The sequence below is a fragment of the Kitasatospora acidiphila genome, from assembly GCF_006636205.1.
Lineage (GTDB): Bacteria > Actinomycetota > Actinomycetes > Streptomycetales > Streptomycetaceae > Kitasatospora > Kitasatospora acidiphila.
The window spans coordinates 3,876,519-3,901,916 of record NZ_VIGB01000003.1 but is presented as its reverse complement, the minus strand read 5'-3'; the positions used below and the strand labels follow the sequence as shown (position 1 = coordinate 3,901,916).

The 25,398-nt window shown below is 70.7% G+C and carries 22 protein-coding genes and 4 pseudogenes; 19 read left to right on the top strand and 7 right to left on the bottom strand.

Translation table 11 applies throughout. From position 1 onward, the window contains the following. Positions 1-38: 38 nt before the first annotated feature. Positions 39-734, top strand: a complete 696-nt coding sequence (locus tag E6W39_RS18190) for a demethylmenaquinone methyltransferase (protein ID WP_141634410.1) — start codon at positions 39-41, stop codon at positions 732-734. A gap of 78 nt (positions 735-812) precedes the next feature. On the opposite strand, the gene E6W39_RS18185 is transcribed toward E6W39_RS18190, so the two are convergent. Next, positions 813-1,289: a GNAT family N-acetyltransferase gene (locus E6W39_RS18185; protein WP_141634409.1), complete on the bottom strand. Its 477-nt coding sequence runs from the start codon at positions 1,287-1,289 to the stop codon at positions 813-815. Between the two features lie 157 nt (positions 1,290-1,446). Between E6W39_RS18185 and E6W39_RS18180 the strand changes: the two genes are divergently transcribed. Further along, entirely contained in the window at positions 1,447-2,223 is a 777-nt protein-coding gene (locus tag E6W39_RS18180) for an SCO2525 family SAM-dependent methyltransferase (protein ID WP_141634408.1), read from the top strand. Positions 2,224-2,275: 52 nt separating this feature from the next. Beyond that, positions 2,276-3,259 (top strand): FAD-dependent oxidoreductase, encoded by a 984-nt coding sequence (locus tag E6W39_RS18175; protein ID WP_323809052.1) that lies wholly within the window; start codon positions 2,276-2,278, stop codon positions 3,257-3,259. Between the two features lie 7 nt (positions 3,260-3,266). On the opposite strand, the gene E6W39_RS18170 is transcribed toward E6W39_RS18175, so the two are convergent. Continuing rightward, positions 3,267-4,463, bottom strand: a complete 1,197-nt coding sequence (locus tag E6W39_RS18170) for a GNAT family N-acetyltransferase (RefSeq protein WP_141634407.1) — start codon at positions 4,461-4,463, stop codon at positions 3,267-3,269. A gap of 194 nt (positions 4,464-4,657) precedes the next feature. On the opposite strand from E6W39_RS18170, the gene E6W39_RS39445 reads away from it, so the two are divergent. From E6W39_RS39445 to E6W39_RS18155, 4 genes and pseudogenes are all read left to right on the top strand, one after another. Further along, entirely contained in the window at positions 4,658-4,798 is a 141-nt protein-coding gene (locus E6W39_RS39445; RefSeq protein WP_181799319.1) for a hypothetical protein, read from the top strand. 138 nt (positions 4,799-4,936) lie between these two features. Continuing rightward, entirely contained in the window at positions 4,937-5,890 is a 954-nt protein-coding gene (locus E6W39_RS18165; protein ID WP_141634406.1) for an SCO2522 family protein, read from the top strand. 50 nt (positions 5,891-5,940) lie between these two features. Further along, positions 5,941-7,569, top strand: coding sequence for an SCO2521 family protein (locus E6W39_RS39440; RefSeq protein ID WP_181799318.1), 1,629 nt, complete (start codon positions 5,941-5,943; stop codon positions 7,567-7,569). Positions 7,570-7,640: 71 nt separating this feature from the next. Continuing rightward, positions 7,641-8,923 (top strand): annotated as a pseudogene (locus E6W39_RS18155) (geranylgeranyl reductase family protein). Positions 8,924-8,937: 14 nt separating this feature from the next. Here E6W39_RS18155 and E6W39_RS18150 read toward each other — a convergent pair. Further along, positions 8,938-9,384, bottom strand: a complete 447-nt coding sequence (locus E6W39_RS18150; RefSeq protein ID WP_141634405.1) for an HAD family hydrolase — start codon at positions 9,382-9,384, stop codon at positions 8,938-8,940. 271 nt (positions 9,385-9,655) lie between these two features. Here E6W39_RS18150 and E6W39_RS18145 point away from each other — a divergent pair, with 271 nt between their 5' ends. After that, the gene (locus E6W39_RS18145) at positions 9,656-10,528 is read left to right on the top strand and encodes an MBL fold metallo-hydrolase (protein ID WP_141634404.1); all 873 of its coding nucleotides are present in this window, start codon (positions 9,656-9,658) and stop codon (positions 10,526-10,528) included. Between the two features lie 86 nt (positions 10,529-10,614). Here the strand turns inward: E6W39_RS18145 and E6W39_RS18140 are convergent. Continuing rightward, positions 10,615-11,079, bottom strand: a pseudogene (locus E6W39_RS18140) (N-acetyltransferase family protein); the annotation flags it as partial. Between the two features lie 78 nt (positions 11,080-11,157). Beyond that, the gene (locus E6W39_RS44185) at positions 11,158-11,913 is read right to left on the bottom strand and encodes an alpha/beta fold hydrolase (protein ID WP_407658396.1); all 756 of its coding nucleotides are present in this window, start codon (positions 11,911-11,913) and stop codon (positions 11,158-11,160) included. An 87-nt stretch (positions 11,914-12,000) separates the two neighbouring features. Between E6W39_RS44185 and E6W39_RS18130 the strand changes: the two genes are divergently transcribed. Next, the gene (locus E6W39_RS18130; protein WP_323809051.1) at positions 12,001-12,984 is read left to right on the top strand and encodes an aldo/keto reductase; all 984 of its coding nucleotides are present in this window, start codon (positions 12,001-12,003) and stop codon (positions 12,982-12,984) included. Between the two features lie 27 nt (positions 12,985-13,011). Then, positions 13,012-13,656, top strand: coding sequence for a dihydrofolate reductase family protein (locus E6W39_RS18125; protein ID WP_141634402.1), 645 nt, complete (start codon positions 13,012-13,014; stop codon positions 13,654-13,656). Here E6W39_RS18125 and E6W39_RS18120 read toward each other — a convergent pair. Continuing rightward, positions 13,653-14,174: a hypothetical protein gene (locus E6W39_RS18120; protein ID WP_141634401.1), complete on the bottom strand. Its 522-nt coding sequence runs from the start codon at positions 14,172-14,174 to the stop codon at positions 13,653-13,655. The two genes, E6W39_RS18125 and E6W39_RS18120, sit on opposite strands and share 4 nt — an antisense overlap. On the opposite strand from E6W39_RS18120, the gene E6W39_RS18115 reads away from it, so the two are divergent. Next, positions 14,132-15,118, top strand: coding sequence for a quinone oxidoreductase family protein (locus tag E6W39_RS18115; protein WP_228718205.1), 987 nt, complete (start codon positions 14,132-14,134; stop codon positions 15,116-15,118). The two genes, E6W39_RS18120 and E6W39_RS18115, sit on opposite strands and share 43 nt — an antisense overlap. Before the next feature lie 21 nt (positions 15,119-15,139). Here the strand turns inward: E6W39_RS18115 and E6W39_RS18110 are convergent, their stop codons facing one another. Then, positions 15,140-15,826, bottom strand: a complete 687-nt coding sequence (locus E6W39_RS18110) for a peptidylprolyl isomerase (protein WP_141634399.1) — start codon at positions 15,824-15,826, stop codon at positions 15,140-15,142. A gap of 637 nt (positions 15,827-16,463) precedes the next feature. Here E6W39_RS18110 and E6W39_RS18105 point away from each other — a divergent pair. The 8 genes and pseudogenes from E6W39_RS18105 to nuoH all read left to right on the top strand — a co-directional run bounded on the left by E6W39_RS18105 (position 16,464) and on the right by nuoH (position 25,392). Beyond that, positions 16,464-16,823: an NADH-quinone oxidoreductase subunit A gene (locus E6W39_RS18105; RefSeq protein ID WP_101381835.1), complete on the top strand. Its 360-nt coding sequence runs from the start codon at positions 16,464-16,466 to the stop codon at positions 16,821-16,823. A gap of 48 nt (positions 16,824-16,871) precedes the next feature. Further along, on the top strand, positions 16,872-17,426 hold the full coding sequence (locus E6W39_RS18100) for a NuoB/complex I 20 kDa subunit family protein (protein ID WP_141634398.1): 555 nt from the start codon (positions 16,872-16,874) through the stop codon (positions 17,424-17,426). Next, positions 17,423-18,154 carry an NADH-quinone oxidoreductase subunit C gene (locus E6W39_RS18095; protein ID WP_141634397.1) on the top strand — a complete coding sequence of 244 codons (732 nt, stop codon included), beginning with the start codon at positions 17,423-17,425 and terminating at the stop codon, positions 18,152-18,154. The genes E6W39_RS18100 and E6W39_RS18095 overlap by 4 nt, the downstream gene beginning before the upstream one ends. Further along, positions 18,154-19,478 (top strand): annotated as a pseudogene (locus E6W39_RS18090) (NADH-quinone oxidoreductase subunit D). The gene E6W39_RS18095 and the pseudogene E6W39_RS18090 overlap by 1 nt, the downstream one beginning before the upstream one ends. A gap of 17 nt (positions 19,479-19,495) precedes the next feature. Beyond that, positions 19,496-20,215 (top strand): NADH-quinone oxidoreductase subunit NuoE, encoded by a 720-nt coding sequence (gene nuoE / locus E6W39_RS18085; protein ID WP_141637812.1) that lies wholly within the window; start codon positions 19,496-19,498, stop codon positions 20,213-20,215. Next, positions 20,215-21,578: pseudogene (gene nuoF / locus E6W39_RS18080) on the top strand (NADH-quinone oxidoreductase subunit NuoF). The gene nuoE and the pseudogene nuoF overlap by 1 nt, the downstream one beginning before the upstream one ends. Further along, positions 21,575-24,028: an NADH-quinone oxidoreductase subunit G gene (locus E6W39_RS18075; RefSeq protein WP_141634395.1), complete on the top strand. Its 2,454-nt coding sequence runs from the start codon at positions 21,575-21,577 to the stop codon at positions 24,026-24,028. The pseudogene nuoF and the gene E6W39_RS18075 overlap by 4 nt, the downstream one beginning before the upstream one ends. Beyond that, positions 24,028-25,392, top strand: a complete 1,365-nt coding sequence (nuoH, locus tag E6W39_RS18070) for an NADH-quinone oxidoreductase subunit NuoH (protein WP_141634394.1) — start codon at positions 24,028-24,030, stop codon at positions 25,390-25,392. The genes E6W39_RS18075 and nuoH overlap by 1 nt, the downstream gene beginning before the upstream one ends. The last annotated feature ends 6 nt before the right edge of the window (positions 25,393-25,398 follow it).

The window sequence follows — 25,398 nt, the reverse complement described above, 5'->3', positions numbered from 1 at the left end:
CGGCGGGTCCGGCGGTGCCAGGGTGAAGAATGGGGTACGTGACCCGAGCCAACCTGGACAAGCAGCCCCACGAAGTCGCCGCCATGTTCGACGACGTCGCGGCCAAGTACGACCTGACCAACGAGGTGCTCTCGCTGGGCCAGGCCCGGTTCTGGCGGCGCGCCGTGGCGGAGGCGGTCGCGGCCGGGCCGGGGCAGCTGGTGCTCGACCTGGGGGCCGGCACCGGCACCTCCTCGCTGCCCTTCCAGGAGGCGGGCGCCCAGGTGGTGCCGTGCGACTTCTCGATCGGCATGCTGGCCGAGGGCAAGCGCCGCCACCCCGAGCTGGCGCTGACCGCCGGTGACGCCACCCGGCTGCCGTTCGCGGACGACTCCTTCGACGCGGTGACCATCTCCTTCGCGCTGCGCAACGTGCAGGAGACGGAGGCTGCGCTGCGCGAGATGCTCCGGGTCACCAAGCCCGGCGGCAAGGTGGTGATCTGCGAGTTCTCCACCCCGACCTGGTCGCCGTTCCGCACCGTCTACACCGAGTACCTGATGCGCGCGCTGCCCCCGGTGGCCACCCGGGTGAGCAGCAACCCGGACGCCTACGTGTACCTGGCCGAGTCGATCCGCGCCTGGCCCGACCAGGCCGAGCTGGCCGCCAAGCTGCAGCGGGCCGGGTGGCAGAAGGTGGCCTGGCGCAACCTCACCGGCGGCGTGGTGGCGCTGCACCGGGGCTTCAAGGCAGCCTGAGCCCAGCGGCCGTCAGAGCCGCCTGAGCCCAGCGGCTCCAAGGCCGCCCGAGTCCAGCGGCTCCAAGGCCGCCCGCGTTCAACCGGGGAGCGGCAGCCCCAGGATCAACCGGTCGTCGCCGGGCCCGAAGTAGCCGTCGTGCTCGCGGACCAGCGAGAAGCCGAGCGAGCGGTAGATGTGCAGCGCGACGTCGTTGTCCCGGTCGACGCTGAGCCGGACTTCGCGCACCCGGTCCGAGGTCAGCAGGCTGATCCCCTCCTCGATCAGCTGCCGCCCGTAGCCGAGGTTGCGGTGCTTCGCCACCACGCCCAGCCCGAGCACCCAACTCTCCTGGTGGTCCGGGGTGGTGGCGAGCAGCGCGTACCCGGCCAGCTCGCTGCCCTGGTCCAGCACCAGGAACCGGCTGCCGTGCACCTCGAACAGCTGGCGCAGGACGAAGAACGGATACGGCTCCTCGGGGAAGATCTCCCGATCGATCCGGTGGAGCCGATCGAGATCGCGCTCGGTGGCGAGGCGGACCAGACCGGGGTGGCGCTGCCGCAGCGATGGGTGCATGCCCGTGCCCTCTCATCGTCTTATCTGCCAACTGGCCTGATAATGCCCTAAAGTGGCACTCCTTCAGGCCCCCATTATGGGCACGCACCCGAGGATACGGGTCGGCCAAGTGGTGAACACCCGCAACTGCGGGCGGAATCCAGGAGTTGAGTAGTTCATGGAAGCCATACCCTCGCTGGGCACGCGAGCGCTGACGAACCGCCAAGCTCCATGGGACTCGTTCGACGCCGAGGCGTACTTCAAGCACACCTACCGTTCCCTGGTTGCGGATGATCGGCAGGTTCTGGCGGCTGTCCGGGACCACTTCGCAGCTCACTTTGCACGGCATCCGTCGAGCGACGGTCTGCGCGGTCTGGACGTCGGCGCGGGGACCAACCTCTACCCGGCACTGGCCATGCTGCCCTGGTGCGGGTCGATCACGCTCTTCGAGCGGGCGATCAGCAATGTCCGCTGGCTGCGCTCAGCGGTCCAGAACTATGGCGACAGTTGGGACGCTTTCTGGGAAGTGCTGTGCTCCCAGCCGGTCTATCGTGCTGTCACCGACCCGCGGACCCGGCTGGCCGGTGCCGCCAAGGTGGTCCGAGGTGACCTGTTCACCGACCTGCCGCAGGGCGCTGCCGACATCGGCACCATGTTCTTCGTCGCCGAGTCGCTCTCTGCGGCCCGTGTGGAGTACCGCGGCGCGATCGACCACTTCGCCGCGGCACTGCGTCCGGGAGCTCCGTTCGCCCTCGCGTTCATGGAGGGCTCGCGCGGGTATGACGTAGGCGACGTCACCTTCCCGGCCTGCGAGATCGAGCGCTCCGATGTCCTGGAGGCTTTCCGGGACTACGCGGCGGACGGTCTGGAAGTCAGTCATATTGACGTTCCGGGAAGCCAACCACTGCGCGACGGGTATACGGGGGTAATGGTCGCTCTGGGCCGGATTCGATAATGCCGCCGTGCCAGGCCCGCTGTCCCCGGCGGCCCTGGCAGACTGTCACGGCATGCACGATATGACGACTGGTCCGACCCTCGATGCCGTGGTCATCGGCGCCGGCGTGTCCGGACTGACCACCGCGGTATGCCTGGCAGAGGCGGGGCTGCGGGTGCGGGTGGATACCGATCTGCCAGTACGGCGGACGTCGTCGGCAGCGGCCGGAGCGATGTGGGATCCCTACCTGGTGGAGCCGCTGGACCGAGTGCTGGGCTGGAGCGCCGTCTCGCTGGCTGAGTTCCGGCTGCTGGCCCGTGACCCGCAGAGCACGGGGGTACGGATCCGCCTGGGAACGCACGAGTCGCGGCTACCATGCGTGACGCCGTCGTGGATGGCCCTGGTTGATGCCGAGCTGTGCGCCGCCGAGGAGTTGCGGCCCGGTTTCGTCACCGGGTGGCGTTACGGGGCTCCGGTGATCGACATGCCGAGCTATCTCGACTACCTGACGAGGCGGTTTGTGCGCATCGGCGGCCGGATGGTGCGGCGTGCCCACGCCTCACTGGTTGAGGTGTTGGCCGAGGCCCCGGCCCCGATCGTGGTGAACTGCTCGGGTACCGGAGCGCGCGACCTGGTTCCCGACCGGCAGGTGATGCCCTCCAGGGGCCGACTGGTCGTGGTGGAGAACCCCGGCATCACGACCTTCTTCTGCGATGACACACCGGACGCGCCCGAGCTCGTTTACATCTTCCCGCACGCCGACACGGTCGTGCTCGGCGGGACATCCGAGCTCGATACCGGGGAGTTGACCGGCGATCCAGCGACCGCGCGGGGGATCTTGGAGCGCTGCCAGGCCGTCGAGCCGATGCTGCACAGCGCCGTGGTCATTGACGAGCGGGTGGGGTTGCGTCCGCTGCGGCCGTGGGTGCGGCTCGGGGAGGAACGGTCCAGGCCGGGGCTCAGGCTGCTGCACAACTACGGGCACGGCGGTGCAGGCGTCACGTTGTCGTGGGGGTGCGCCAGGGAGATCACACGGCTGGTAATGGACGGGGATTGAGCTGGTGCTACTGCCGAATCTGCCAGGTGCGGCGACGCTCGGCGATCCCGGACTCTGCGGCGCGGCGGTAGAGGTACAGCATGGTTCGTCCGGTAAGAGCTGCCGCTAGGACGGCGGTCCATGGCCAACTCGGCAGCTTGAGAGCCACCATAACGACGCATACGAGCGGCAGCATGCAGGTCAGCCCGGCCAGTGCGGTGGCGGTACGGCTCCACCGGAAGCGGTGGGCGATCGAGAACTCGGACCGCTCGTACACTACGAGGGCGGCGCCGAGGAAGACACCGGTGACGACGGCAGACCATCGCGATCCGGAGACCTGCGCGTAGGTGATGGGAAGGGAGGCGAGGAAGGGGAGGACCCCGCCGTACTCCGACAGCACGTTGCCCCATTTCATGATCCTCCCGAAGGCGTTAGAACGGATCCGGGCGAGCTCCCCAGAGGCACTTGCGTAGATGATCAGGGACATCGTGGTGGCGAAGGTGGCGCCGATCAGCAGCAGCCGTACGTCGTCGGGATACCGCTCCGAGGCGAACGAGAAGCCGAGCAGGAATGTGATCGCGGCGAGGATCGTGCCAGAGAACGCGAGCCCCGCTGCGGCCTCGCCTGATTGCAGCTGAGCGGGATCATCACGTTCGAACCTGGAGATCTCGAAAGCGGGCTCGCCGGATAGCAGCGCGATGGCAGTCACTGCATGGTCGCTGGGAGTGAGCGACTCGGTGACCAGGTCCCAACGGGAGGCGGGTACCAGGTGTCTGGCATCAGGATCGATGTACTCCACTCGGATCTTGTGCTGGTAGTACAGCTGGGGCTGCTGGCCCGCGACGTCGGCGGGGAGCATCCGGGTGGCTATGAAACCGCAGGAGAGCAGAAGGCCGGCGACTGCCAGGTTGGCCAGCCCGGCGACGGCTGAGATCGTCCCTCCGCCGGCTTCGGTCTCTCCAGTCGCCCCGAGCACGTCGTAGAGCAGGCAGGTGGCGACTCTGCGTCGGCGGCAGGCGGGACTCACCCCGATGGAGGAGAGCCGGACATGGCCGGGCAGCGGCTTCTCAACGGCGACGTAGCCTGCGAGTGCGCCGTCCAGAACAGCTACCCGGACGCGCCCTTCCCGCAGGGCCGTTTCCAGAAGTGCGGGCGCGATGTCCGCGCCCAGCGCCAGCAGCGGCCCGAGGTCCTCGGGTCGGCCTGCTCTTGTGCTCGGCGCCATGGGGTTGGTCCTCTCTGCCGGAGCTCGCCGGAGTGCAGCTGGGCCAGCCTCTCGCTCCTGTACGAGGGGCGGCAATAGCGGATCCGGATCGCTCCCAGGCTCTCCAACGCGCCGCGGACGTGAGCGCGTTGCCGAAGCTGGTCAATCTGACGATGTGTTAGCTACTGTTCCATCGGTGGACTCGTCGGGCATTGATGTTCACCGACCTGCAGTCGGCCCAGGTGTGGTGGGGGAGGACATGCGACGGGGAGTTGGGCCAGCTCGCCGCCCACCACGAGTTCGGGCCGCTCCGAGTGCCGGGCAAGGCGTCGCTCGATCAGGTGCCGCAGTGGTAGAGCAGTTCATCACCGGCTACATGCTGTTCGAGCATGTAGCCGGCTTGGACACCGCACAGACTTTCGCTGACCTGGCCGAGGCTCTGACCGAGGACCATTGCTGGGGGCGCCGTTGTTAGCAGCGGCGGGGGAGGGACGATGGACACGACATTCCGGGAGGCCTGCGCCGACCCGCGCACAGTGGCGCTGCCACTGGCCCACCTCTCGCTGGAACTGGGCCACCTCTACATGGACGACTTCAAAGCTGGCCCAGAGCGGCTGCGTGAGCAGTTCAGCCTGGTCGGCGCTTGGGCCCAGGCAGCCCGCCAGGCTTGCGCCGCCCAGCTCGGACGCCATCCGCGGATCAGCACATGCTTCCTGATCGACGACTACTTCACCCGGTTCTCCTCGCCCGCCGAGGTGGTGCCGCAGATCCTCCAGGAGGCCGCCGCCGCCGGGCTGGTGATCGACTACCTGGCCCGCGAGTCCGCCTGTTCCGAGGCTGGCGCCGTGCAGCCGGCCAAACTGGTCGAGGCCCGCTTGGTGCCCTCCCCGCCGCCCGGCAGTAACGGTTCGCGCCCGCCCGTCACCGCAACCGGCTGGCTGAGCAACGGCGAACGCTCTCCGGCTGGTGACAACATGGTGAGTGTGCGTGTCCCCGGCTGGCAGCCGCCGTGGGAGATCGAGGCCCGGCGCCACTCGGTATTCCTGGACGTCGAACTCTGGGACGAGCAGCAGGGCATGCGCACTTGGTCCTGCGCATTCCTGGCCGCCGTGTGGCAGTTGCTGCGACTGGGCCTGCTTCGCAACGAGGAGGGACAGGAGGTGCTGCGCCCGGAGCGGGCCACCGGGGCCCTCCCCGACTCCTGGGAGGCCCTGCCACCCCTGCTCCAACTCACCGACGGTGCCGCTCCGTTCGCCGCATACCGGACGGTTTCGGTGCTGGCCTCCCGCTTCCTGCCCATTGAGCATGCGGTGAAGGTCGTTCTAGGCCAGTGGTTGCCAGAGGAGACGGTCCTGCGCCAGCTCGTCGAGCGAGCCCGGCAGGAGGGAGTCAGCCTGCCGGGGGATGTGCGCGAGCGGGTCGGGTACGTCTTCCACGGTCCGTCATGAGTGGTGGCTGGCGGCAGCCTCCGGACGAGGGCAGGACTGGAAGTGGGAAGTTGCTGTTGGGGGAGGTCCGCACCAGCCTGCTCCAGCACTCCGTCGAACTGTCCCGGCCTGCCGCACGTGACCTACTTCAACTGCGCCACGGCGAACGGGTTGTCAGCTCCACGCGCCCCAATCAGCAGGTCCGCTCGGCCGGCCTGCTGACCGGTGTGGACTGCAAGCTGCCCACCGGCTCCCGCCGCACCGTCCGCGGGGTCGGCACGGTGTTGGCGCAGGCTGTACTCACCGAGGGGCGGCTGCTCCAGTCCTCGGCACGGGTGCGGATCGGCGAGCGGGGAACGGGCCAGCGGCGACCCTGGGGTCACTATCTGGCCCGTCCCGGCACCATCGAGCCCACCGGACCGGTCGCCGACGAGGACCTGATGGACGGATTCCTCGGTGCGCCGTCACCAGGGTGGCTGGATCTGAGCGCCATAGCCGACCGGCTCCTGGCCGACGTTCAGACCCGGGGCCGGTTGGACGGTAGGGCCCCGTTGGAGTCCAGTCGTACCCGGCTGCTGTGGACCGCCGCCCTGGGCCCGCCTGCGGCGCACTTCACCATCGAGAACGACACCCTGCGCACCCTGCGGCTCACCCTGGAACGGGTGGACCCGGTCGCGGTGGCCGCCTTCTGCGAAGATCTGGCCCTGCATGACTGGCTGCTGACCACCCTGCTCCAGCTGATCGAACGCAGCGGCCTCGGCTCGGCCTCGGGCGCCGAGCCGACTCGGGTACTGCGTCCGGCAGTGAACCACTTACTTCACCTGTGGATGCCCGGCGCCCGGCTGACCGGCGTGCTGGCCCAGGCCTGGGAGAGTTTGGAGACCAGTCCTGGTCTGACCCGTCAGTGGGCGGCGGCCGTTCAGCGAGTCCGTGACCACCTGGCCTCGCAGGTCAGCCACGCCACCGAGCTCTTCGACCGGCTGCAGAAGACCCCGCTCGCCAACGGTGTGATGACCCAACTGGTCAACAACATCACCGAGTTGGGCGACCATCAGCCGGCCATCGTCGGCGCCTTCACGCGTCGCGAGCTGCGCCGGCTCTCCGACCTGCTGAAGGAGCTGAAGGCCGGTCAGGCCGCCTACGACGGCGAGGACCAGGACTGGCTGCTCACCCTCACCCACAGCGCCGCCACCGCCATCGACGCCATCAGCACCGCCGTCGACATCGGCTTCTGGAGCACCGAGCTGGGTCGCCGCTACCTGGACGCCCAGCGTGCGGCGGTGCGGCGCGGCGTGCCGGTGCGGCGGATCTTCGTGCTGCAGAGCTCCGACCAGCGTGCGGCCGAGCGGATCCGCCGGGTCGGCTGCACCCATCGGGACCTGGGGCTGAACGTCCGGATGGTCGCCGTGCGGGATCTGCCGGCCTGGGTGCGGCGGCCGATGTCCGACTTCATCGTCTTCGACCACGCCATCAGCTACGAGGTGCAGACCGACCAGAGCGGGTCCGACGATTCCGCCGGGCCCGATCTGATGGTGGCCAGCACCCTGCTGGTGCTCAGCGAGGACAAGGTGGCCCGGCGGCGGCAGCGCTTCGAGGACCTGTGGGTGATAGCCGGTCCGCTGGACGGCGAGCAGCCGGTGAACGGGGACGCCCCGCCCGACGGAGGGGACACCCCGTCCGGCGCGGAGCCCACCCCGTAGACTGCCGAGGACCGTCCAGCGCTGCCGAGTAGCGCTGAAAGCAGCGCTGTAGTGCTCAGGAGTGTGCGCAGGTGACCGAGAACGCCGTCGAGAGCAGTGCTGACGTCATCGTGGTCGGCGCCGGCCCGGCCGGATCCGCCACCGCGTACTACCTGGCCCAGAGCGGGCTGGACGTGCTGCTGCTGGAGAAGACGGAGTTCCCGCGCGAGAAGGTCTGCGGCGACGGCCTGACCCCGCGGGCCACCAAGCAGCTGGTGGACATGGGCATCGACGTCTCCACCGAGAACGGCTGGCTGCACAACCGCGGCCTGCGGATCATCGCCGGCGGCGTCAAGCTGGAGCTGGACTGGCCGGAGCTCTCCTCGTTCCCGGACTACGGCCTGGTGCGCAAGCGCGCCGACTTCGACGAACTGCTGGTCCGTCAGGCCGAGAAGGCCGGCGCCAAGCTGTACGAGCGCTGCAACGTCTCCGGCCCGGTGATCGAGGACCGCACCGGTCGGATCATCGGTGTGACGGCCAAGCTCGGTCCCGAGAAGCGCGAAGTGACCTTCCGGGCGCCGCTGGTGGTCGCCGCCGACGGCAACTCCACCCGGCTCTCCATCGCCATGGGCCTGCACCGGCGCGAGGACCGTCCGATGGGCGTGGCCTACCGCACCTACTTCAAGTCGCCGCGCTCCGAGGACGACTACCTGGAGTCCTGGCTGGAGCTGTGGGACGAGCGCGGCGGCGAGCGCAAGCTGCTGCCCGGCTACGGCTGGATCTTCGGCATGGGCGACGGCACCTCCAACGTCGGCCTCGGCATCCTGGACTCCTCCCCGGCCTTCGGTGAGCTGGACTGGCGCGAGGTGCTGAAGCGCTGGGTCGCCAACATGCCCGAGGAGTGGGGCTACACCCCGAGAACATGACCGACCCGATCCGCGGTGCCGCCCTCCCGATGGCCTTCAACCGCCAGCCGCACTACACCCGCGGCCTGCTGCTGGTCGGCGACGCGGGCGGCATGGTCAACCCCTTCAACGGCGAGGGCATCGCCTACGCCATGGAGTCCGGCCAGATCGCCGCCCGCACCATCATCCAGGCCCAGGCCCGGGTCACCGCGGGCGGCCGGGAGCGGGCGTTGCAGGGCTACCCGGTGGTGCTGAAGGACGTCTACGGCGGTTACTACTCGCTGGGCCGCGCCTTCGTGAAGCTGATCAGCAACCCCAAGGTGATGAAGCTCGCCACCCAGCGCGGCCTCACCCACCCGATGCTGATGCGCTTCACCCTGAAGCTGCTCGCCAACCTCACCGACCCGCAGGGCGGCGACGCGATGGACCGCATCATCAACGGCCTCTCCCGGGTGGCCCCGAACGCCTGACGCCTGCTGGGGCGTCAACACACCCTGGTGAACGGCGCCGTCCCCTCTCCCAAGCCGATCGCGTGCTTGGCCTGGGCGAGGGTGGCGGTCCAGTCGCCCATGAAGCGGATGGCGCGGTCGTCGACGTAACAGGCCGCGCCGAGCTTCTTGTTGGTCACCAGCAGCCGGTCGCGCTCCAGCCAGTAGGCGCGGTCGGGGGAGTCGTCCACGATCGCGTCCAGCCCGGAGTGGCGGGTCAGCCAGGCCGCGACCGCCGGGTGGAAGCGGGGGTGCCGGGCCGTGACGACGAACACCGAGCGGACGGCGGCGAGCGTGTGCAGCGCCTCGATGGCGCCGGGGATCGGGTCGCCGTAGATGCGGCCGTCCTGCCAGCCGTCGTCGTGGGCGACCAGCGTCTGGTCGAAGTCGAGGCCCACCGCGTGCGAAGCGGGGGAAGCGGGGTCGAGCGGGACGACGGTCATGGGCGGATCTCCTTCGGTCGCGGCACCGGGCGGCCGCCGGGTGCGGCCTGCTGGAGATGAGCGGGAGAACGCCGGGCCCTTACCGCGCCGCGTCATCCATCACCCGATCCGGTGACAGAAGCTCCGGCAGAAGTCCCGGCAAAAGCCCAGCAGAGCAACACCGGCGGTGAACAACAAGACCGGTGCCCCCTTCCGCTTTGCCCCCGAAGCGAGCAACCCTGGAGGGGCGGCCGCTCGGCCGACCGATCACACCATTCCTGGGGGCGCCACCATGGACGACGACTGGTACGTGGACGACCGTTGCACCAACTGCGATGTGGCGCGGCAGCTCGCGCCCGGCCTGATCGGGGAGGTCGACGGACGGTCCGAGATGCTGCGCCAGCCGCTCGACGCCGCCGAGGCGGCCCAGGTGAACGCCGCCGCGTTCGCCTGCCACACCCGCTCGATCCGGCACCCGCACCGCCCGCTCGACCAGGCGGCGGACCCGTTCCCGCTGGCGCTCGACGAGAACGTGCTGCTCTGCGGCCACAACTCGCCGCACACCGCCGCCGCCAACTCCTATCTGCTGCGGCGCCCTGGCGGCACCCTGATGATGGTCGACACGCCCCGCTGGTCCGAGCAACTCGCGGCCCGCTACGAGAAGTCGGGGCCGGTGACCGACGTACTGCTGACCCACCGGGACCATGTCGCGCACGGCCGCCGGTACGCCGACCGGTTCGGCGCCCGGCTGTGGATCCACGAGGGCGACCTGGCCGCCGCGCCCGACGCCGACCGGGTGCTGCGCGGCACCGACCCCACCGAGATCGCCGACGGCGTGATCGCCCACCCGCTGCCCGGGCACACCGAGGGCAGCGTCCTGTTCGTCGCCGACCAGCGGTACTGCTTCAGCGGCGACAGCCTCTACTGGTCGCGCACCAAGGGCGCCCTGTCCGTCGCCGAGCACGTCACCTGGTACTCCATCGAGGCCCTGGCCGCCTCGCTGGCCCGCACCGCGCCGCTGCTGCACTTCGAGTGGGTGCTCCCGGGGCACGGCGACCGCCGGCAGCTGCCGCCCGAGGAGATGGCCGAGCAGCTGCGTGCGTTGACCGCCCACGTGGCCCGACTGCGGCCGCAGCCGGTCGACTTCACGGCCCACCAGTGGTGAACGGCCCACCAGTGTGAACGGCCCATCAGTGGTGAACGGACGTCAGAGCGCGAGCTTGAACCCTCCCCCAGCCTTCGGCCGGGGGTGCCCCCATGGCTGCGGGCGAAGCCCAGCCGCTCGTAGAACCGGTGCGCGTCCTCGCGCCGCTTGTCGCTGGTCAGTTGGACCAGCGCGCAGCCGCGGGCGCGGGCCCGGGCCCGGGCGAGGGCCTGCTCCATCAGCGTCCGGCCGAGCCCGCCCCCGCGCCGGTCCGCGCGGATCCGCACCGCCTCGATCAACGCCCGTTCCGCGCCGCCCTTTCCGAGTCCGGGGATGTAGGTGGCCTGCAGGCAGCCCAGCACCGTGCCGCCGTCGGGCCCGTCACTTGCCTTGACCAGCACCAGCAGCTCGTTGCGCGGGTCGGCCTCGATCGCCGCGAAGGCGCGTTCGTACTCCGCCCCGACCCGGATCGTCGCCGGATCCACCACCCGCTCCTCGTCGGCGAGCAGGGCCGGCACGGCCGGCAGGTCGGCGCGGGTGGCGGGGCGGAGCAGCAGCACGGGAACGGTCATGGCACCGAACCTACTGGGTGAGCGCGGCGAGGAACTCGCGCACGGCGGCCGCGAGGGCGTCCGGCGCGGTGGTGGGGATCATGTGGTCGGAGTCCAGCTGGACCGCCGTGGTGCCGGGGCGGCGCCCGACCATCTCGCCGACCAGCCCGGCCGGCAGCGCGCCGACGCCCTCGGTGGCGTGGACCAGCAGCGCCGGGCAGCTGCTCGCCGTCCAGTCCGCCCAGTGGTCGCCGTGCACCAGCTCCTCCGACTGGTACATCTCCTGCGGGTGGAAGGGCAGTCGCCAGCTGCCGTCGGCGTTCTGCCGCAGCCGGTCGGCGAAGTACGGCGCGGCCGGGCCGAGGCCGGCCACCAGCTCGTCGCGGGTCGGCGCGTCGTAGGGCAGGCTGAGCAGGAAGCCATGGGGGCACCCCCGGCCGAAGGCTGGGGGAGGGTTCCTGCCGTCCAGTCCGAGCGCGGCCGGGCCCTCGATGTCGACGATCGCGGCGACCCGCTCGGGGTGGCGGGCGGCGAACTGGTAGGTGTTGATGCCCCGAGGGAGTGGCCGAGCAGCACGACGCGGTCCAGGCCCAGGTGGTCGAGCAGGGCCAGCAGGTCGCCGAGGTAGCCGTCGCGGGAGTAGTCGTCGGCGCGGTCGGATTCGCCCTGGCCGCGCTGGTCGGGGGCGATGACCCGCCACTCGGGGCCGACGGCCTGGGCGAGATGGGTGAAGACCGCGCCCTCCGACAGGTGGCCGTGCAGGGCGACCAGCGGGCGGCCGGTGCCGCCGAAGTCGAGGTAGGACAGCCGGCGGCCGTCGATGGTCAGCTCGGCGCGGATGGCGGTGCCGTTCATGGTGCGCTCCCCCTTGGTGTGGTTGGCGAGTTGAACACTAGCCAGCTCTTATCCATTTGGTCAATCCATTTGGATAAGACGCACTCGATGCAGTCGGCGCGGCCATGTGACGACCCGTCGATCGCCCTGCGTGCGCCCGCCGCGCCGACCGGTCCGCCGGGGCAGCATCCAGGCATGGCTGCGACGAGTCCGTACCTCACCCTCCACAACGGCGTCCGGATGCCCGCCCTGGGCCTGGGCGTCTACCAGAGCTCGCCCGAGGAGACCGTGCGCGCGGTCTCCTCGGCGGTCGCGGCCGGCTACCGGCTGGTCGACACCGCCGCCGCCTACGGCAACGAACGCCAGGTCGGCGAGGGCATCCGCCGCTCCGGCGTCGACCGCGACGAGGTGTTCGTGACCACCAAGCTGTGGATCGGCGACTACGGCCAGGACGCCGCGCTGCGCGCCTTCGACCTCAGCCTGCGCAAGCTCGGCCTGGACCACGTGGACCTCTACCTGCTGCACTGGCCGGTCCCCGGCGACTTCGACGCCACAGTCGCCGCCTGGCGCTCCGTCGGCAAACTGCTCGCCGAGGGCCGGGCCCGCGCGATCGGGGTGTGCAACCACAACCCGGCCCACCTGCGCGAGCTCATCGACCGCACCGGGCTGGTGCCCGCCGTCAACCAGGTCGAGCTGCACCCGCACTTCAACCAGCGGGAGTTGCGCGCCGCCAACGCCGCCCACGGCATCATCACGCAGTCCTGGTCCCCGCTCGGCGGCGTCAAGGTCTACTGGCCGTCCGACCCCGACCACATCGACAGCCCGCTGCGCACCCCCGCCATCCTCGACCTGGCCGCCCGCCACTCCCGCACCCCGGCCCAGGTGATCCTGCGCTGGCACCTCCAGCACGGCCTCTCCCCGATCCCCAAGTCCGTGCGCGAGAGCCGGATCGCGGAGAACGCCGCCATCTTCGACTTCTCGCTCACGACCGACGAGATGGCCGCCATCGACGCCCTCGACACCGGATCCCGCGCCGGCCTGGACCCGGAACTGGTCGACACGGCGATGTTCCCGCAGCAGGTGGGGGAGTAACGCGCCAGGCGGCAGTACGGTGGGGCCATGTCGCTGGTGCGGGTCCACAACTTCTCCGTCTCACTCGACGGCTTCGCCACCGGCGAGGGCCAGAGCTTGGAGGCGCCGTTCGGGCATGCCGGGACGCGGCTCCATGAGTGGTTCTTCGGGACCAGGACGTTCCACGGGATGCAGGGCAAGTCCGGTGGCAGCACCGGGGTTGACGAGGCGATGGCCGCCGCCTGGGGGCCGGGCATCGGTGCGGAGATCATGGGGCGCAACAAGTTCGGCCCCCAGCGGGGGCCTTGGGAGGATCACGAGTGGCGGGGCTGGTGGGGCGAGGAGCCGCCGTTCCACACCCCGGTGTTCGTCCTCACCCACCACCCGCGCCCGTCGCTCGAGATGGCCGGCGGCACCACCTTCCACTTCATCGACGCCACCCCGCCGGAGGCGCTGCGCCAGGCCCGCGAGGCCGCCGGCGATCTGGACGTGCGGATCGGCGGCGGGCCGAGCACGGTGCGCGACTTCCTGGCCGCCGACCTGGTCGACCACCTGCACGTGGTCGTCGTCCCGATCGTGCTGGGCCGCGGCGAACGCCTCTGGGACGGGCAGGAGGCGCTGGAGGAGCGGTTCACCAGCGAGTCCGTGACCACCCCGAGCGGCGTCACCCACCTGACGTTCACCCGCCGCTAGGCCACGGCTGCCCGGCGGCGGTGGTAGGCGAGGGTGAGCAGGCCGACCAGGGGGCCCCAGAAGGCCAGCGGGAGGTAGACGAAGCCGACCAGGGTGTGGCCGAGCGGGGTCATGTCGTGGTGCGGGACGAGCCACCAGAAGGCGAACGGGGTCCAGACGGCGGTGAGGGCCAGGGCGCCGAGGGCGGCGGTGACGGTGGCGGTGCGCGGGTGGACGGCGCGACCGCCGAACCGCGGGAGCCAGCGGGGCAGCACCTCGCCCCACGGGCGGACCAGGCCGAGGGTGAGCAGGGCGAGCAGCTCGCTGCCCACGCTCAGGACGATCACGTAGCTCGCCGCCCAGCCGTCAGGGATCAGCGCGTGGTACCCGGCGGCGGTGTACCCGGCCGGGTGGCCGATGGCCAGGAGCAGCCGCCACACCCCCGAGGGCACGGTGAGCAGCGCGGTCGCATGGGCGGCCCGCACCGCCCAGCGCGGTGCCGCGGGCGGGACGGTGGCGCGCAGCTGATCAGTCGTCATGTCAGCGATCCTGGTCGCGCGGTGGCCGTTGCACCTCGTCCGCGCGGGTCGTCCGAGTCCCCGCGTGGGGGAGTCAGTGGCGCTTCTGCGCGGCCGTCGGGGTCTGCTCCACCAGCACCGCCATGGCGCGGGACGGCAGCATCCCGCTGCCGGGCCCGCGCGTGCCGGGCTTCGAGGCCTCGGGGTGGATCACGGCCGTCGGGCCGGACGTCGCCGCGGCGCGGGTGGGCGAACCGGTGCTCGCGCTGACCGCGGGCGGCGCCTTCGCCGAGACGGTGGTCGCCCCGGCGGCGCTCACCCTGGCCGTGGGGGAGCTCCCGCTGCGCACCGCGGCGGGCTTCGGTTGGGGCACCCCGACCGCGTACGACCTGGTCAACACCGTGGGCGCGGTTCGCCCGGGGGAGTCGGTGCTGATCCATTCGGGGGCCGGCGCAGTGGGCACGCTGGCCGCGCAGTTCGCCCGGCTGGCCGGCGCGGGGCGGATCGTCGGCGTGGTGGGGAGCGCGGCGAAGGCCGAGTACGCCGCCGCCTTCGGCTGCCACCGGGTGCTGCTGCGCGAGGAACTCCCCGCAACCGACGAGCAGTTCGACGTGATCCTCGACCCGGTCGGCGGCGCCACCCGGCGGGACGGCCTGCGCCGGCTCGCCCCGCACGGGCGCCTGGTGGCCTACGGCGAGCTCGGCGGCGCCCCGGCCGAGCGGGTTGACGCCACCGAGCTGCTGATGTCCGACCACTCCCTCCTCACCTACAACAGCAACCTGCGCAGCCGCACCCACCCGGCCCGGCTGGCCGACTCCGCCCGCCGGGCGCTGGCCCTGCTCGCGGACGGCCGGATCCGCGTGGACATCACCGCGGAGTACGGCCTCGCGGAGCTGGACACCGCCGTCGAGCGGTTGCGCAGCGGCCAGGCGCACGGCAAGAGCGTGCTGCGGGTGCGGAGTTGAGCGCCTGAGCGCCGGCGGCCGCTAGCGGTTGGCGATCTTCACCGCGTGGATGTCTACCGGGAGGGCCGGGAAGCCGTCGCCGGGGCCGTTCTGGTCGTCCTCGCCGGCGGCCGCGATCTTCTGCAGCACGTCGAGGCCGGCGGTGACCTTGCCGAAGGGGGTGTAGGCCGGCGGGAGCTTGGTGTCCTGCCAGACGAAGAAGAACTGGCTGCCGTTGGTGTTGGGGCCCGCGTTGGCCATGGCGACGGTGCCGGCGGGGTAGGTGGCGCCGGCCAGGTTCTCGTCGTTGAAGGAGTAGCCGGGGCCGCCGGAGCCGGTGCCGGTGGGGTCGCCGCACTGCAGCACGTAGATGCCCTTGGTGGTGAGCCGGTGGCAGTGCGAGCCGTTGTAGTACTGGTGCTCGCTGAGGAACCGGAACGAGAAGGTGGTGCACGGCGCGGCGGCGGTCAGGGCCTGGAAGGTCACGTTGCCCTGGCTGGTGTGCACCGTGGCGTGGTACGGCTTGGCGGCCTTGGCCTGGTCGAACACCGGGATGCCCTTGAAGTTGTCCGCCGGCACCGCCTTGGTGAATCCGCAGTCGGCAGCCGCGGCCATCGGCGCGGGGGCCGGCTTGGCGTCCGGGGTGACGGTCGCGGCGGAGGCGGCACTGGTCGCGGCGAGCACCAGGGTGGCGGCAGCCGCCGCGACGGTGAGGCGGGTCCGGGGCATCTGGCAGGCCTTTCGGTGGAGTCGGCTTGGGCGGTGGCATGTGCACAACCTCCCTGCCCAGCAGTCGCGTTGTTCATTCCTGCCGGTTTCGGCAGGGCCACTGATCATCGGGAGCGGTGGCACGTCGCCATGCGAAGGGCTTCACAAGCCGAGGGCTGGGAGACCTGACGGAACGCGCCCGCCGGGCCGCGTTCGCCGGGGCCGCCTCGTGCGCTTGTGAACCGACGGTCAAGCGCGCGCCCGTCGCCGCGCTCACTCGGGAGGGTGGGTCTATTAGCATGCGAAGGTTAACCATCGAAATTTGCCATGATCGCCGCATAGTTGATATAGGAACACGGCTCTGACCAGCCAGTTGGCTAAGAAATGTGACCGTTTGCGATCATCTGCGCTCGTTGCGTTCATATCTCGCGACTTGTCGCCATGGCTACCGGTCTGCGAGGTGGTGCAGATCACAAAGATCGTCGCGAACCGCGTGTCGCAGATCACAAGCGAACGGGCATAGGATGCGCTCGATCCAGGGTTTGTGAACTGCCTCACATGAGGTGGATCTCGGGAACTGGATCACCGGATCACCCAAGCGTGACCCGGCGGTTCCGATCTGCAGTCAAGGACGACTGGACGGAGGGAGCGACGGCAGATGAATGCCTACGCGCCGATCCTCGTACTCGGTGCCATCGCGGCGGCGTTCGCGGTCGGCTCCGTCGTGATGGCCTCGCTCACCGGCCCGAAGCGCTACAACCGGGCCAAGTTGGAGGCCTACGAATGCGGAATCGAGCCGACCCCGCAGCCCGCGGGCGGTGGCCGGTTCCCGATCAAGTACTACCTGACGGCGATGCTCTTCATCGTCTTCGACATCGAGATCGTCTTCCTCTACCCGTGGGCGGTCAGCTTCGACGCCCTGGGGATCTTCGGGTTGGTCGAGATGCTCCTCTTCATCGCCACCGTCTTCGTCGCCTACGCCTACGTCTGGCGGCGCGGCGGCCTGGAGTGGGACTGACGTCCCGCAGCGGGTCCGACCTGCCAAACCACTGAGAGGGATGGGTAGATGGGAATCGAGGAGAAGCTGCCGAGCGGCTTTCTGCTCACCACGGTGGAGAGTGCCGCGGGGTGGGTGAGGAAGGCCTCGCTCTTCCCGGCCACCTTCGGGCTGGCCTGCTGTGCCATCGAGATGATGACCACCGGCGCCGGCCGCTACGACCTGGCCCGGTTCGGCATGGAGGTCTTCCGCGGTTCGCCCCGGCAGGCCGATCTGATGATCGTCGCCGGGCGGGTGAGTCAGAAGATGGCGCCGGTGCTGCGCCAGGTCTACGACCAGATGGCCAATCCCAAGTGGGTCATCTCGATGGGCGTCTGCGCGTCCTCGGGTGGCATGTTCAACAACTACGCGATCGTCCAGGGCGTCGACCACATCGTCCCCGTGGACATCTACCTGCCGGGGTGCCCGCCGCGCCCGGAGATGCTGATGGACGCGATCATCAAGCTGCACGAGAAGATCCAGCACGAGCCGCTGGGCGTGAACAAGCGCAAGGCGCAGGAGCTCGCCGAGGAGCAGGCGCTGCAGGCCGTCCCGACCAGCGAGATGCGGGGGCTGCTGCGATGAGCGACGAGAAGGTCCCCGAAGAGCGCGTCCCGGAAGACCGGGTCCCCGAGACCCGCAAGGAGATCCCCGTCGAGGTGATCGGCCGGCGCAAGGGCATGTTCGGCGCCCGTGACTCCGGCGACACCTCCGGCTTCGGCGGTCTCAGCGCCGCCATCGTGCTGCCCGCGCCGGCCGAGCGGCCGTACGGCGGGTGGTTCGACGAGGTCGCCGACGAGCTCGAAGGCGCCCTGGAGGAACAGGGACTGACGGTCAGTCGGGTGATCGAGAAGACCGTGGTGGACCGCGGCGAGCTCACCTTCCAGATCGCCCGCGAGTACCTGCCGCAGACCATGCGGACGCTGCGCGACGATCCGGCGCTGCGCTTCGAGCTCTGCCTCGGGGTGAGCGGGGTGCACTACCCGTCCGACGACGGCCGCGAGTTGCACGCCGTCTACCAGCTGCGCTCGATCACCCACACCCGCCTGATCCGGATCGAGGTCACCGCACCCGACGCCGACCCGCGGATCCCGTCCGTGGTGAGCGTCTACCCGACCAACGACTGGCACGAGCGCGAGGCCTACGACTTCTTCGGCATCGTCTTCGACGGCCACCCGGCGCTCACCCGGATCATGATGCCGGACGACTGGCTGGGGCACCCGCAGCGCAAGGACTACCCGCTCGGCGGCATCCCCGTCGAGTACAAGGGCGCCCAGATCCCGGCGCCCGACCAGCGGAGGTCGTACTCCTGATGAGCACTGGCTACGAAGCAGGTTCGCGCGAGACCACCGAGGGCGGGTCTTCACCGTCACCGGCGGCGACTGGGGCGAGGTGGTCGACGCCGTCGCCCGGGCGGACGACGAACGCATCATCGTCAACATGGGTCCGCAGCACCCGTCCACCCACGGGGTGCTCCGGCTGATCCTGGAGATTGACGGGGAGACGGTCAAGGAGGCCCGGTGCGGAATCGGCTACCTGCACACCGGGATCGAGAAGAACATGGAGTTCCGCTCCTGGGTGCAGGGCACCACCTTCGTGACCCGGATGGACTACCTGACCCCGATCTTCAACGAGGCCGCCTACTGCCTGGCGGTGGAGAAGCTGCTCGGCATCACCGATGACATCCCCGAACGGGCCACCGTCATCCGGGTGTTGATGATGGAGCTCAACCGGATCTCCTCGCACCTGGTGTGCCTGGCCACCGGCGGCATGGAGATCGGCTCCACCACGCTGATGATCTACGGCTTCCGGGACCGCGAACTCATCCTGGACGTCTTCGAGTTGGTCACCGGCCTGCGGATGAACCACGCCTACGTGCGCCCCGGCGGCCTGGCCCAGGACCTGCCGCCCGGCGCGGTCGACCAGATCCGCGAGGCGGTCAAGACGCTGCGCTCCCGGATGCACGAGTACGACAAACTCGCCACCGGCAACCCGGTGTTCAAGGCCCGCCTGGTCGACGTCGGCTTCCTCGACCTGCCCGGCTGCCTGGCCCTCGGCGCCACCGGCCCGATCCTGCGGGCCACCGGCCTGCCGCACGACCTGCGCAAGTCGGATCCGTACTGCGGCTACCAGGACTACGAGTTCGACGTCGCGGTGGCCGACACCGCCGACTCCTACGGGCGGTTCCTGATCCGCCTGGAGGAGATGCGGCAGTCGCTGCGGATCGTCGAGCAGTGCCTGGACCGGCTGGCGCCCGGCCCGGTGATGGTGGCCGACAAGAAGATCGCCTGGCCGGCCCAACTCGCGGTCGGGCCGGACGGCATGGGCAACTCGCTGGACCACATCCGGAAGATCATGGGCACCTCGATGGAGGCCCTGATCCACCACTTCAAGCTGGTCACCGAGGGGTTCCGGGTCCCGGTGGGCCAGGCCTACGCGGCCGTCGAGTCGCCCAAGGGCGAACTCGGCGTCCATGTGGTGAGCGACGGCGGCACCAGGCCCTACCGGGTGCACTTCCGCGACCCGTCGTTCACCAACCTGCAGTCGATGGCGGCGATGTGCGAGGGCGGCCAGGTCGCCGACGTGATCGTGGCGGTGGCCGGGATCGACCCGGTGATGGGAGGCGTGGACCGGTGAGCAATGTGGAACTCGGCCTGCCGGCGCTGCCGGCCAAGCCGTATCCGCCCGAGGTGCACCAGCGGCTGGCGGCCGACGCCGAGGCGCTGATCGCCCGCTATCCGCAGCCGCGGTCCGCACTGCTGCCGCTGCTGCACCTGGTCCAGGCCGAGGAGGGCTTCGTCAGCGCCACCGGAATCCGGTTCTGCGCCGAGCAGTTGGAGCTCACCACGGCCGAGGTCACCGCGGTCGCCACCTTCTACACGATGTACCGGCGCCGGCCCGCCGGCGAGTACCACGTGGGGGTGTGCACCAACACGCTGTGCGCGGTGCTCGGCGGCGACCAGATCTTCGCGGAGCTCAAGGAGCACCTGGGGATCGGCAACAACGAGACCACCGAGGACGGTGCGATCTCGCTGGAGCACATCGAGTGCAACGCGGCCTGCGACTACGCACCCGTGGTGATGGTCAACTGGGAGTTCTTCGACAACCAGACCCCGGACAGCGCCAAGCAGCTGGTCGACGACCTGCGGGCCGGCGAGGAGGTGCGGCCCACCCGCGGCGCCCGGCTCTGCGGCTTCAAGGAGACCGCCCGGATGCTGGCCGGCTTCCCCGACGAGCGGTCCGGCGCCAACGACGAGTCCGGCGCCGGCGGCGCCCCCAGCCTGGCCGGCCTGCGCCTCGCCAAGGGCGAGCAACTGCCCGGTACCCCCGGCGCCCGAGTGGTCTCGCCGCGCAACGAAGGGACGGAAGCGTGATGACCGCCACCGAGCCGGCCGAGAAGCTGCTCACGCCCGTGCTCTCCGCCTCCTGGGACGACCGCCGGCCGTGGACCCTGGAGACCTACCACCGCCACGAGGGCTACCAGGGCCTGCGCGCCGCCCTGGCGATGGAGCCCGACGCCGTGATCGCCCTGGTCAAGGAGGCCGGGCTGCGCGGCCGCGGCGGCGCCGGCTTCCCCACCGGGATGAAGTGGCAGTTCATCCCGCAGAACGACGGCAAGCCGCACTACCTGGTGGTCAACGCCGACGAGTCCGAGCCCGGGACCTGCAAGGACATCCCGCTGCTCTTCGCCAACCCGCACGCGCTGATCGAGGGCATGGTGATCGCCTCCTACGCGATCCGCTGCGACCACGCCTTCATCTACCTGCGCGGCGAGGTGGTCCCGGTGCTGCGCCGGCTGCACGCCGCCGTCGCCGAGGCCTACCAGGCCGGCTACCTCGGCAAGAACATCCTGGGCAGCGGCATCGACCTGGACATCACCGTGCACGCCGGGGCCGGCGCCTACATCTGCGGCGAGGAGACCGCGCTGCTCGACTCGCTGGAGGGCCGCCGCGGCCAGCCCCGGCTGCGCCCGCCGTTCCCGGCCATCGCGGGCCTCTACGCCTGCCCGACCGTGGTGAACAACGTCGAGTCGATCGCCTCGGTGCCGTCGATCCTGGCGCGCGGCAAGGAGTGGTTCACCTCGCTGGGCACCGAGAAGTCCCCGGGCTTCACGCTCTACTCGCTCTCCGGGCACGTCACCAACTCCGGCCAGTACGAGGCCCCGCTCGGTGTGACGCTGCGCCAGCTGCTCGACATCAGCGGCGGGATCCGGGCCGGGCACCGGCTCAAGTTCTGGACCCGGGCGGCAGTTCGACCCCGATGTTCACCGATCAGCACCTCGACGTGCCGCTCGACTACGAGGGCGTCGGCGCGGCCGGCTCGATGCTCGGAACCAAGGCGCTGCAGATCTTCGACGAGACCACCTGCGTGGTCCGCGCGGTCACCCGGTGGACCGAGTTCTACGCACACGAGTCCTGCGGCAAGTGCACCCCCTGCCGCGAAGGCACCTACTGGCTGGTCCAGTTGCTGGACCGGATCGAGGCCGGCCAGGGCCAGGCCGGCGACCTGGAGAAGCTGCTGGACATCGCCGACAACATCAACGGCAAGTCCTTCTGCGCCCTCGGCGACGGCGCGGCCAGCCCGATCGTCTCCTCGCTGCAGCACTTCCGCGCCGAGTACGAGCAGCACCTCACCGAGCGCCGCTGCCCGTTCGACCCGGCCGCCAGCACGGTCTGGGCCGACGGCCCCCGCGCCACCGCCCCCAAGCCCGCCACCGAGAGGGAGGTGCACGCGTGACCGTCACGCCCGAGAAGACCGCCGTCGAGCTCGTCACGCTCACCATCGACGGCGTCCAGGTCCAGGTCCCCAAGGGCACCTTGGTGATCCGGGCCGCCGAGCAGATCGGCACCCAGGTGCCGCGGTTCTGCGACCACCCGCTGCTCGAACCGGTCGGCGCCTGCCGCCAGTGCATCGTGGAGATCGAGGGCCAGCGCAAGCCGGTCGCCTCCTGCACCATCCCGGTGGCCGAGGGCATGGTGGTCCACACCCAGGTCAGCTCCCCGGTCGCCGAGAAGGCCCAGCGCGGCGTCATGGAGCTGCTGCTGATCAACCACCCGCTGGACTGCCCGGTCTGCGACAAGGGAGGCGAATGCCCGCTGCAGAACCAGGCGATGTCCAACGGCCAGGCCGACTCCCGGTTCGACGGGATGAAGCGCACCTATGAGAAGCCGATCCCGATCAGCAGCCAGGTGCTGCTGGACCGGGAGCGCTGCGTGCTCTGCGCCCGCTGCACCCGGTTCTCCCAGCAGATCGCCGGCGACCCGTTCATCGAACTGCTCGAGCGCGGCGCCCTGGAGCAGGTCGGCATCGGCGAGGGCGACGGCTTCGAGTCGTACTTCTCCGGCAACACCATCCAGATCTGCCCGGTCGGCGCGCTCACCTCGGCCGCCTACCGGTTCCGCTCCCGCCCCTTCGACCTGGTCTCCTCGCCCAGCGTCTGCGAGCACTGCGCCTCCGGCTGCTCGATGCGCACCGACCACCGGCGCGGCAAGGTGCTGCGGCGCCTCGCCGGCGAGGAGCCCGAGGTCAACGAGGAGTGGAACTGCGACAAGGGCCGGTTCGCATTCCGCTACGCCCAGCAGCGCGACCGGCTGACCAGCCCGCTGGTCCGCGACGTGGCCACCGGCGAACTGGTGGCGACCTCCTGGCCGCAGGCGCTGGCCGCCGCCGCCGAGGGGCTGCGCGGCGCCCGGGCCGGTGTCCTCACCGGCGGCCGGGTCACCGTCGAGGACGCCTACGGCTACGCCAAGTTCGCCCGGGTGGTGCTCGGCACCAACGACGTGGACTTCCGGGCCCGCCCGCACAGCGCCGAGGAGGCCGACTTCCTGGCCGCCGCGGTCGCGGGGACCGGCGTGGACCTGGAAGCCGGCACCGGCGTCAGCTACCGGGCGCTGGAGCAGGCCCCGGCGGTGCTGCTGGCGGGCTTCGAGCCCGAGGAGGAGTCGCCGATCGTCTTCCTGCGGCTGCGCAAGGCGGCCCGCGCGGGCCGTCTCAAGGTCTTCGCGATCGCCGACCACCGCTCCCGCGGCCTGGCCAAGCTGGGCGGCGCGCTGCTCGCGGCAGCCCCCGGCACCGAGCCCGAGTGGCTGGGCGCGCTGGCCGAGCAGAGCGGCCTGGAGAACGAGGCCGGGCAGGTCGCCGAACTGCTGCGCCGGCCCGGCGCGGTCATCCTGGTCGGCGAGCGGCTGGCCCAGATCCCCGGCGCCTTCACCGCCGCCCTGCGCCTCGCCCACGCCAGCGGCGCCCGGCTCGCCTGGATCCCGCGCCGGGCCGGGGAGCGCGGTGCGCTGGAGGCCGGCGCACTGCCCGGCCTGCTGCCCGGCGGGCGCCCGGTCACCGTGCCGGCGGCCCGCGCCGAGGTGGCCGCCGTCTGGGGCGTGCCCGAGCTGCCGGCCCGCCTCGGCCGCGACACCGGGCAGATCCTGGCCGCCGCCGTGGCCGGCGACCTGGACGCCCTGGTGGTCGGCGGACTCGACCCCGACGACCTGGCGGACCCGCAGCTGGCCGACGAGGCGCTGGCCCAGGTCGGCTTCGTGGTGTCGCTGGAGCTGCGCCCCTCGGCCGTCACCGAACAGGCGGACGTGGTGCTGCCGGTGGCGGCCGTCGCCGAGAAGGCCGGCACCTTCCTGGACTGGGAGGGCCGGGTGCGGCTCTTCGAGCCGGCGCTCAAGCCCGACCAGTTGATGGTCCGTCAACTGGGCTCGGACGTCCGGGTGCTGAACATGCTGGCGGATGCCATCGGGCACCGGCTCGGGCTCCCGGACATCCGGGCGGCCCGCCGCGAGCTGGACGAGCTCACCCCGTGGACCGGCGACCGTCCGGCGGCCCCGGTCGGCCACCCGATGCCGCTGCCCCGCCCGGCCACCGGGCAGGCGGTGCTGGCGGGTTGGCGGCTGCTGCTGGACAACGGCAGCCTGCAGCAGGGCGACGAGCACCTGGCCGGCACCCGGCACCGCGCGGCCGCCCGGCTGTCGCCCAGCACCGCCGCGGAGATCGGGGCGAGTGGGGGGCGACTGCGGATCACCGGACCGAGCGGCTCGCTGCTGCTGCCGCTGGACATCGATCCCGAGCAGCCGGACCGCACGGTGTGGCTGCCGCTGAACTCCACCGACCCCGGCGCCTACCGCGCGCTCGGCACCACCGTCGGCCACCTGGTGACCATCGCCCCGGCAGGGGAGGGGGAGTAATGCCCACCTGGACAATGACCGCCGCGGGCAGCTACGAGACGCTGAGCTACTTCGGCCGCGACCCGTGGTGGCTGGTCCTGCTGAAGGCGGTGTTCTGCTTCGCCTTCCTGCTGGTCACGGTGCTGATCGCGATCGTCTGGGAGCGCAAGGTCGTCGCCTGGATGCAGCTGCGGATCGGCCCCAACCGGCACGGCCCGTGGGGGCTGCTGCAGTCGCTGGCCGACGGTGTGAAGCTGGCGCTCAAGGAAGACCTGGTGGTCTCCAAGGCCGACAAGGCCGTCTACATCCTGGCGCCGATCGTCTGCGCGATCCCGGCCTTCATGGCCTTCGCGGTGATCCCGTTCGGCCCGGCCGACAACGAGATCTCGATCTTCGGCCACCGGACCCCGATGCAGCTCACCGACCTGCCGGTGGCGCTGCTCTACATCCTGGCCACCGCCTCGATCGGGATCTACGGCATCGTGCTGGCCGGCTGGTCCTCCGGCTCCACCTACCCGCTGCTCGGCGGCCTGCGCTCGTCGGCGCAGATGATCTCCTACGAGATCGCCATGGGCCTCTCGTTCGCCGCGGTGTTCATCTACTCCGGCTCGATGTCCACCTCGCAGATCGTCAGTTCACAGCAGCCGACCTGGTTCGCGGTGCTGCTCCCGGTCTCCTTCATCGTCTACATCATCTCGATGGTCGGGGAGACCAACCGGGCGCCGTTCGACCTTCCGGAGGCCGAGGGCGAGCTGGTCGGCGGCTTCAACACCGAGTACAGCTCACTGAAGTTCGCGATGTTCATGCTCGCCGAGTACGTCAACATGGTCACCGTCTCGGCGGTCGCCTCCACCCTCTTCCTGGGCGGCTGGCGGGCCCCCTGGCCGATCACCGCGTTCTGGACCGGCGCCAACCACGGCTGGTGGCCGATGCTGTGGATCGTGCTGAAGATCCAGTTGCTGCTGTTCTTCTTCATCTGGCTGCGCGGCACGCTTCCCCGGTTCCGCTACGACCAGTTCATGAAGCTCGGCTGGAAGGTGCTGATCCCGGTCTCGCTGGTCTGGCTGGTGATGGTGGCCGCCGTCCGGGCGCTGCGCAACCAGGGCCAGCAGTTCGGCTCGGTGGTGCTCTACGTGGGCGCGCCGGTCTGCGCGGTGCTGCTGCTCTCGCTGGTCTGGGACGTCCTGCGCCGCAAGGAGCAGGTCCAGAAGTTCGAGCCGCCCGCCGAATTCGACCCGATGGCGGGCGGCTACCCGGTGCCGCCGCTGCCGGGCCAGCAGTTGCCGCCCGTGCCGCGCCGGCGCAGCCGGGTGCCGCAGGTGCAGCCGCCGGCCGAACCACTGCAGGACGCGCTCAACGGCGCCAACCAGTCCGAAGGGAGCTGAACCGAG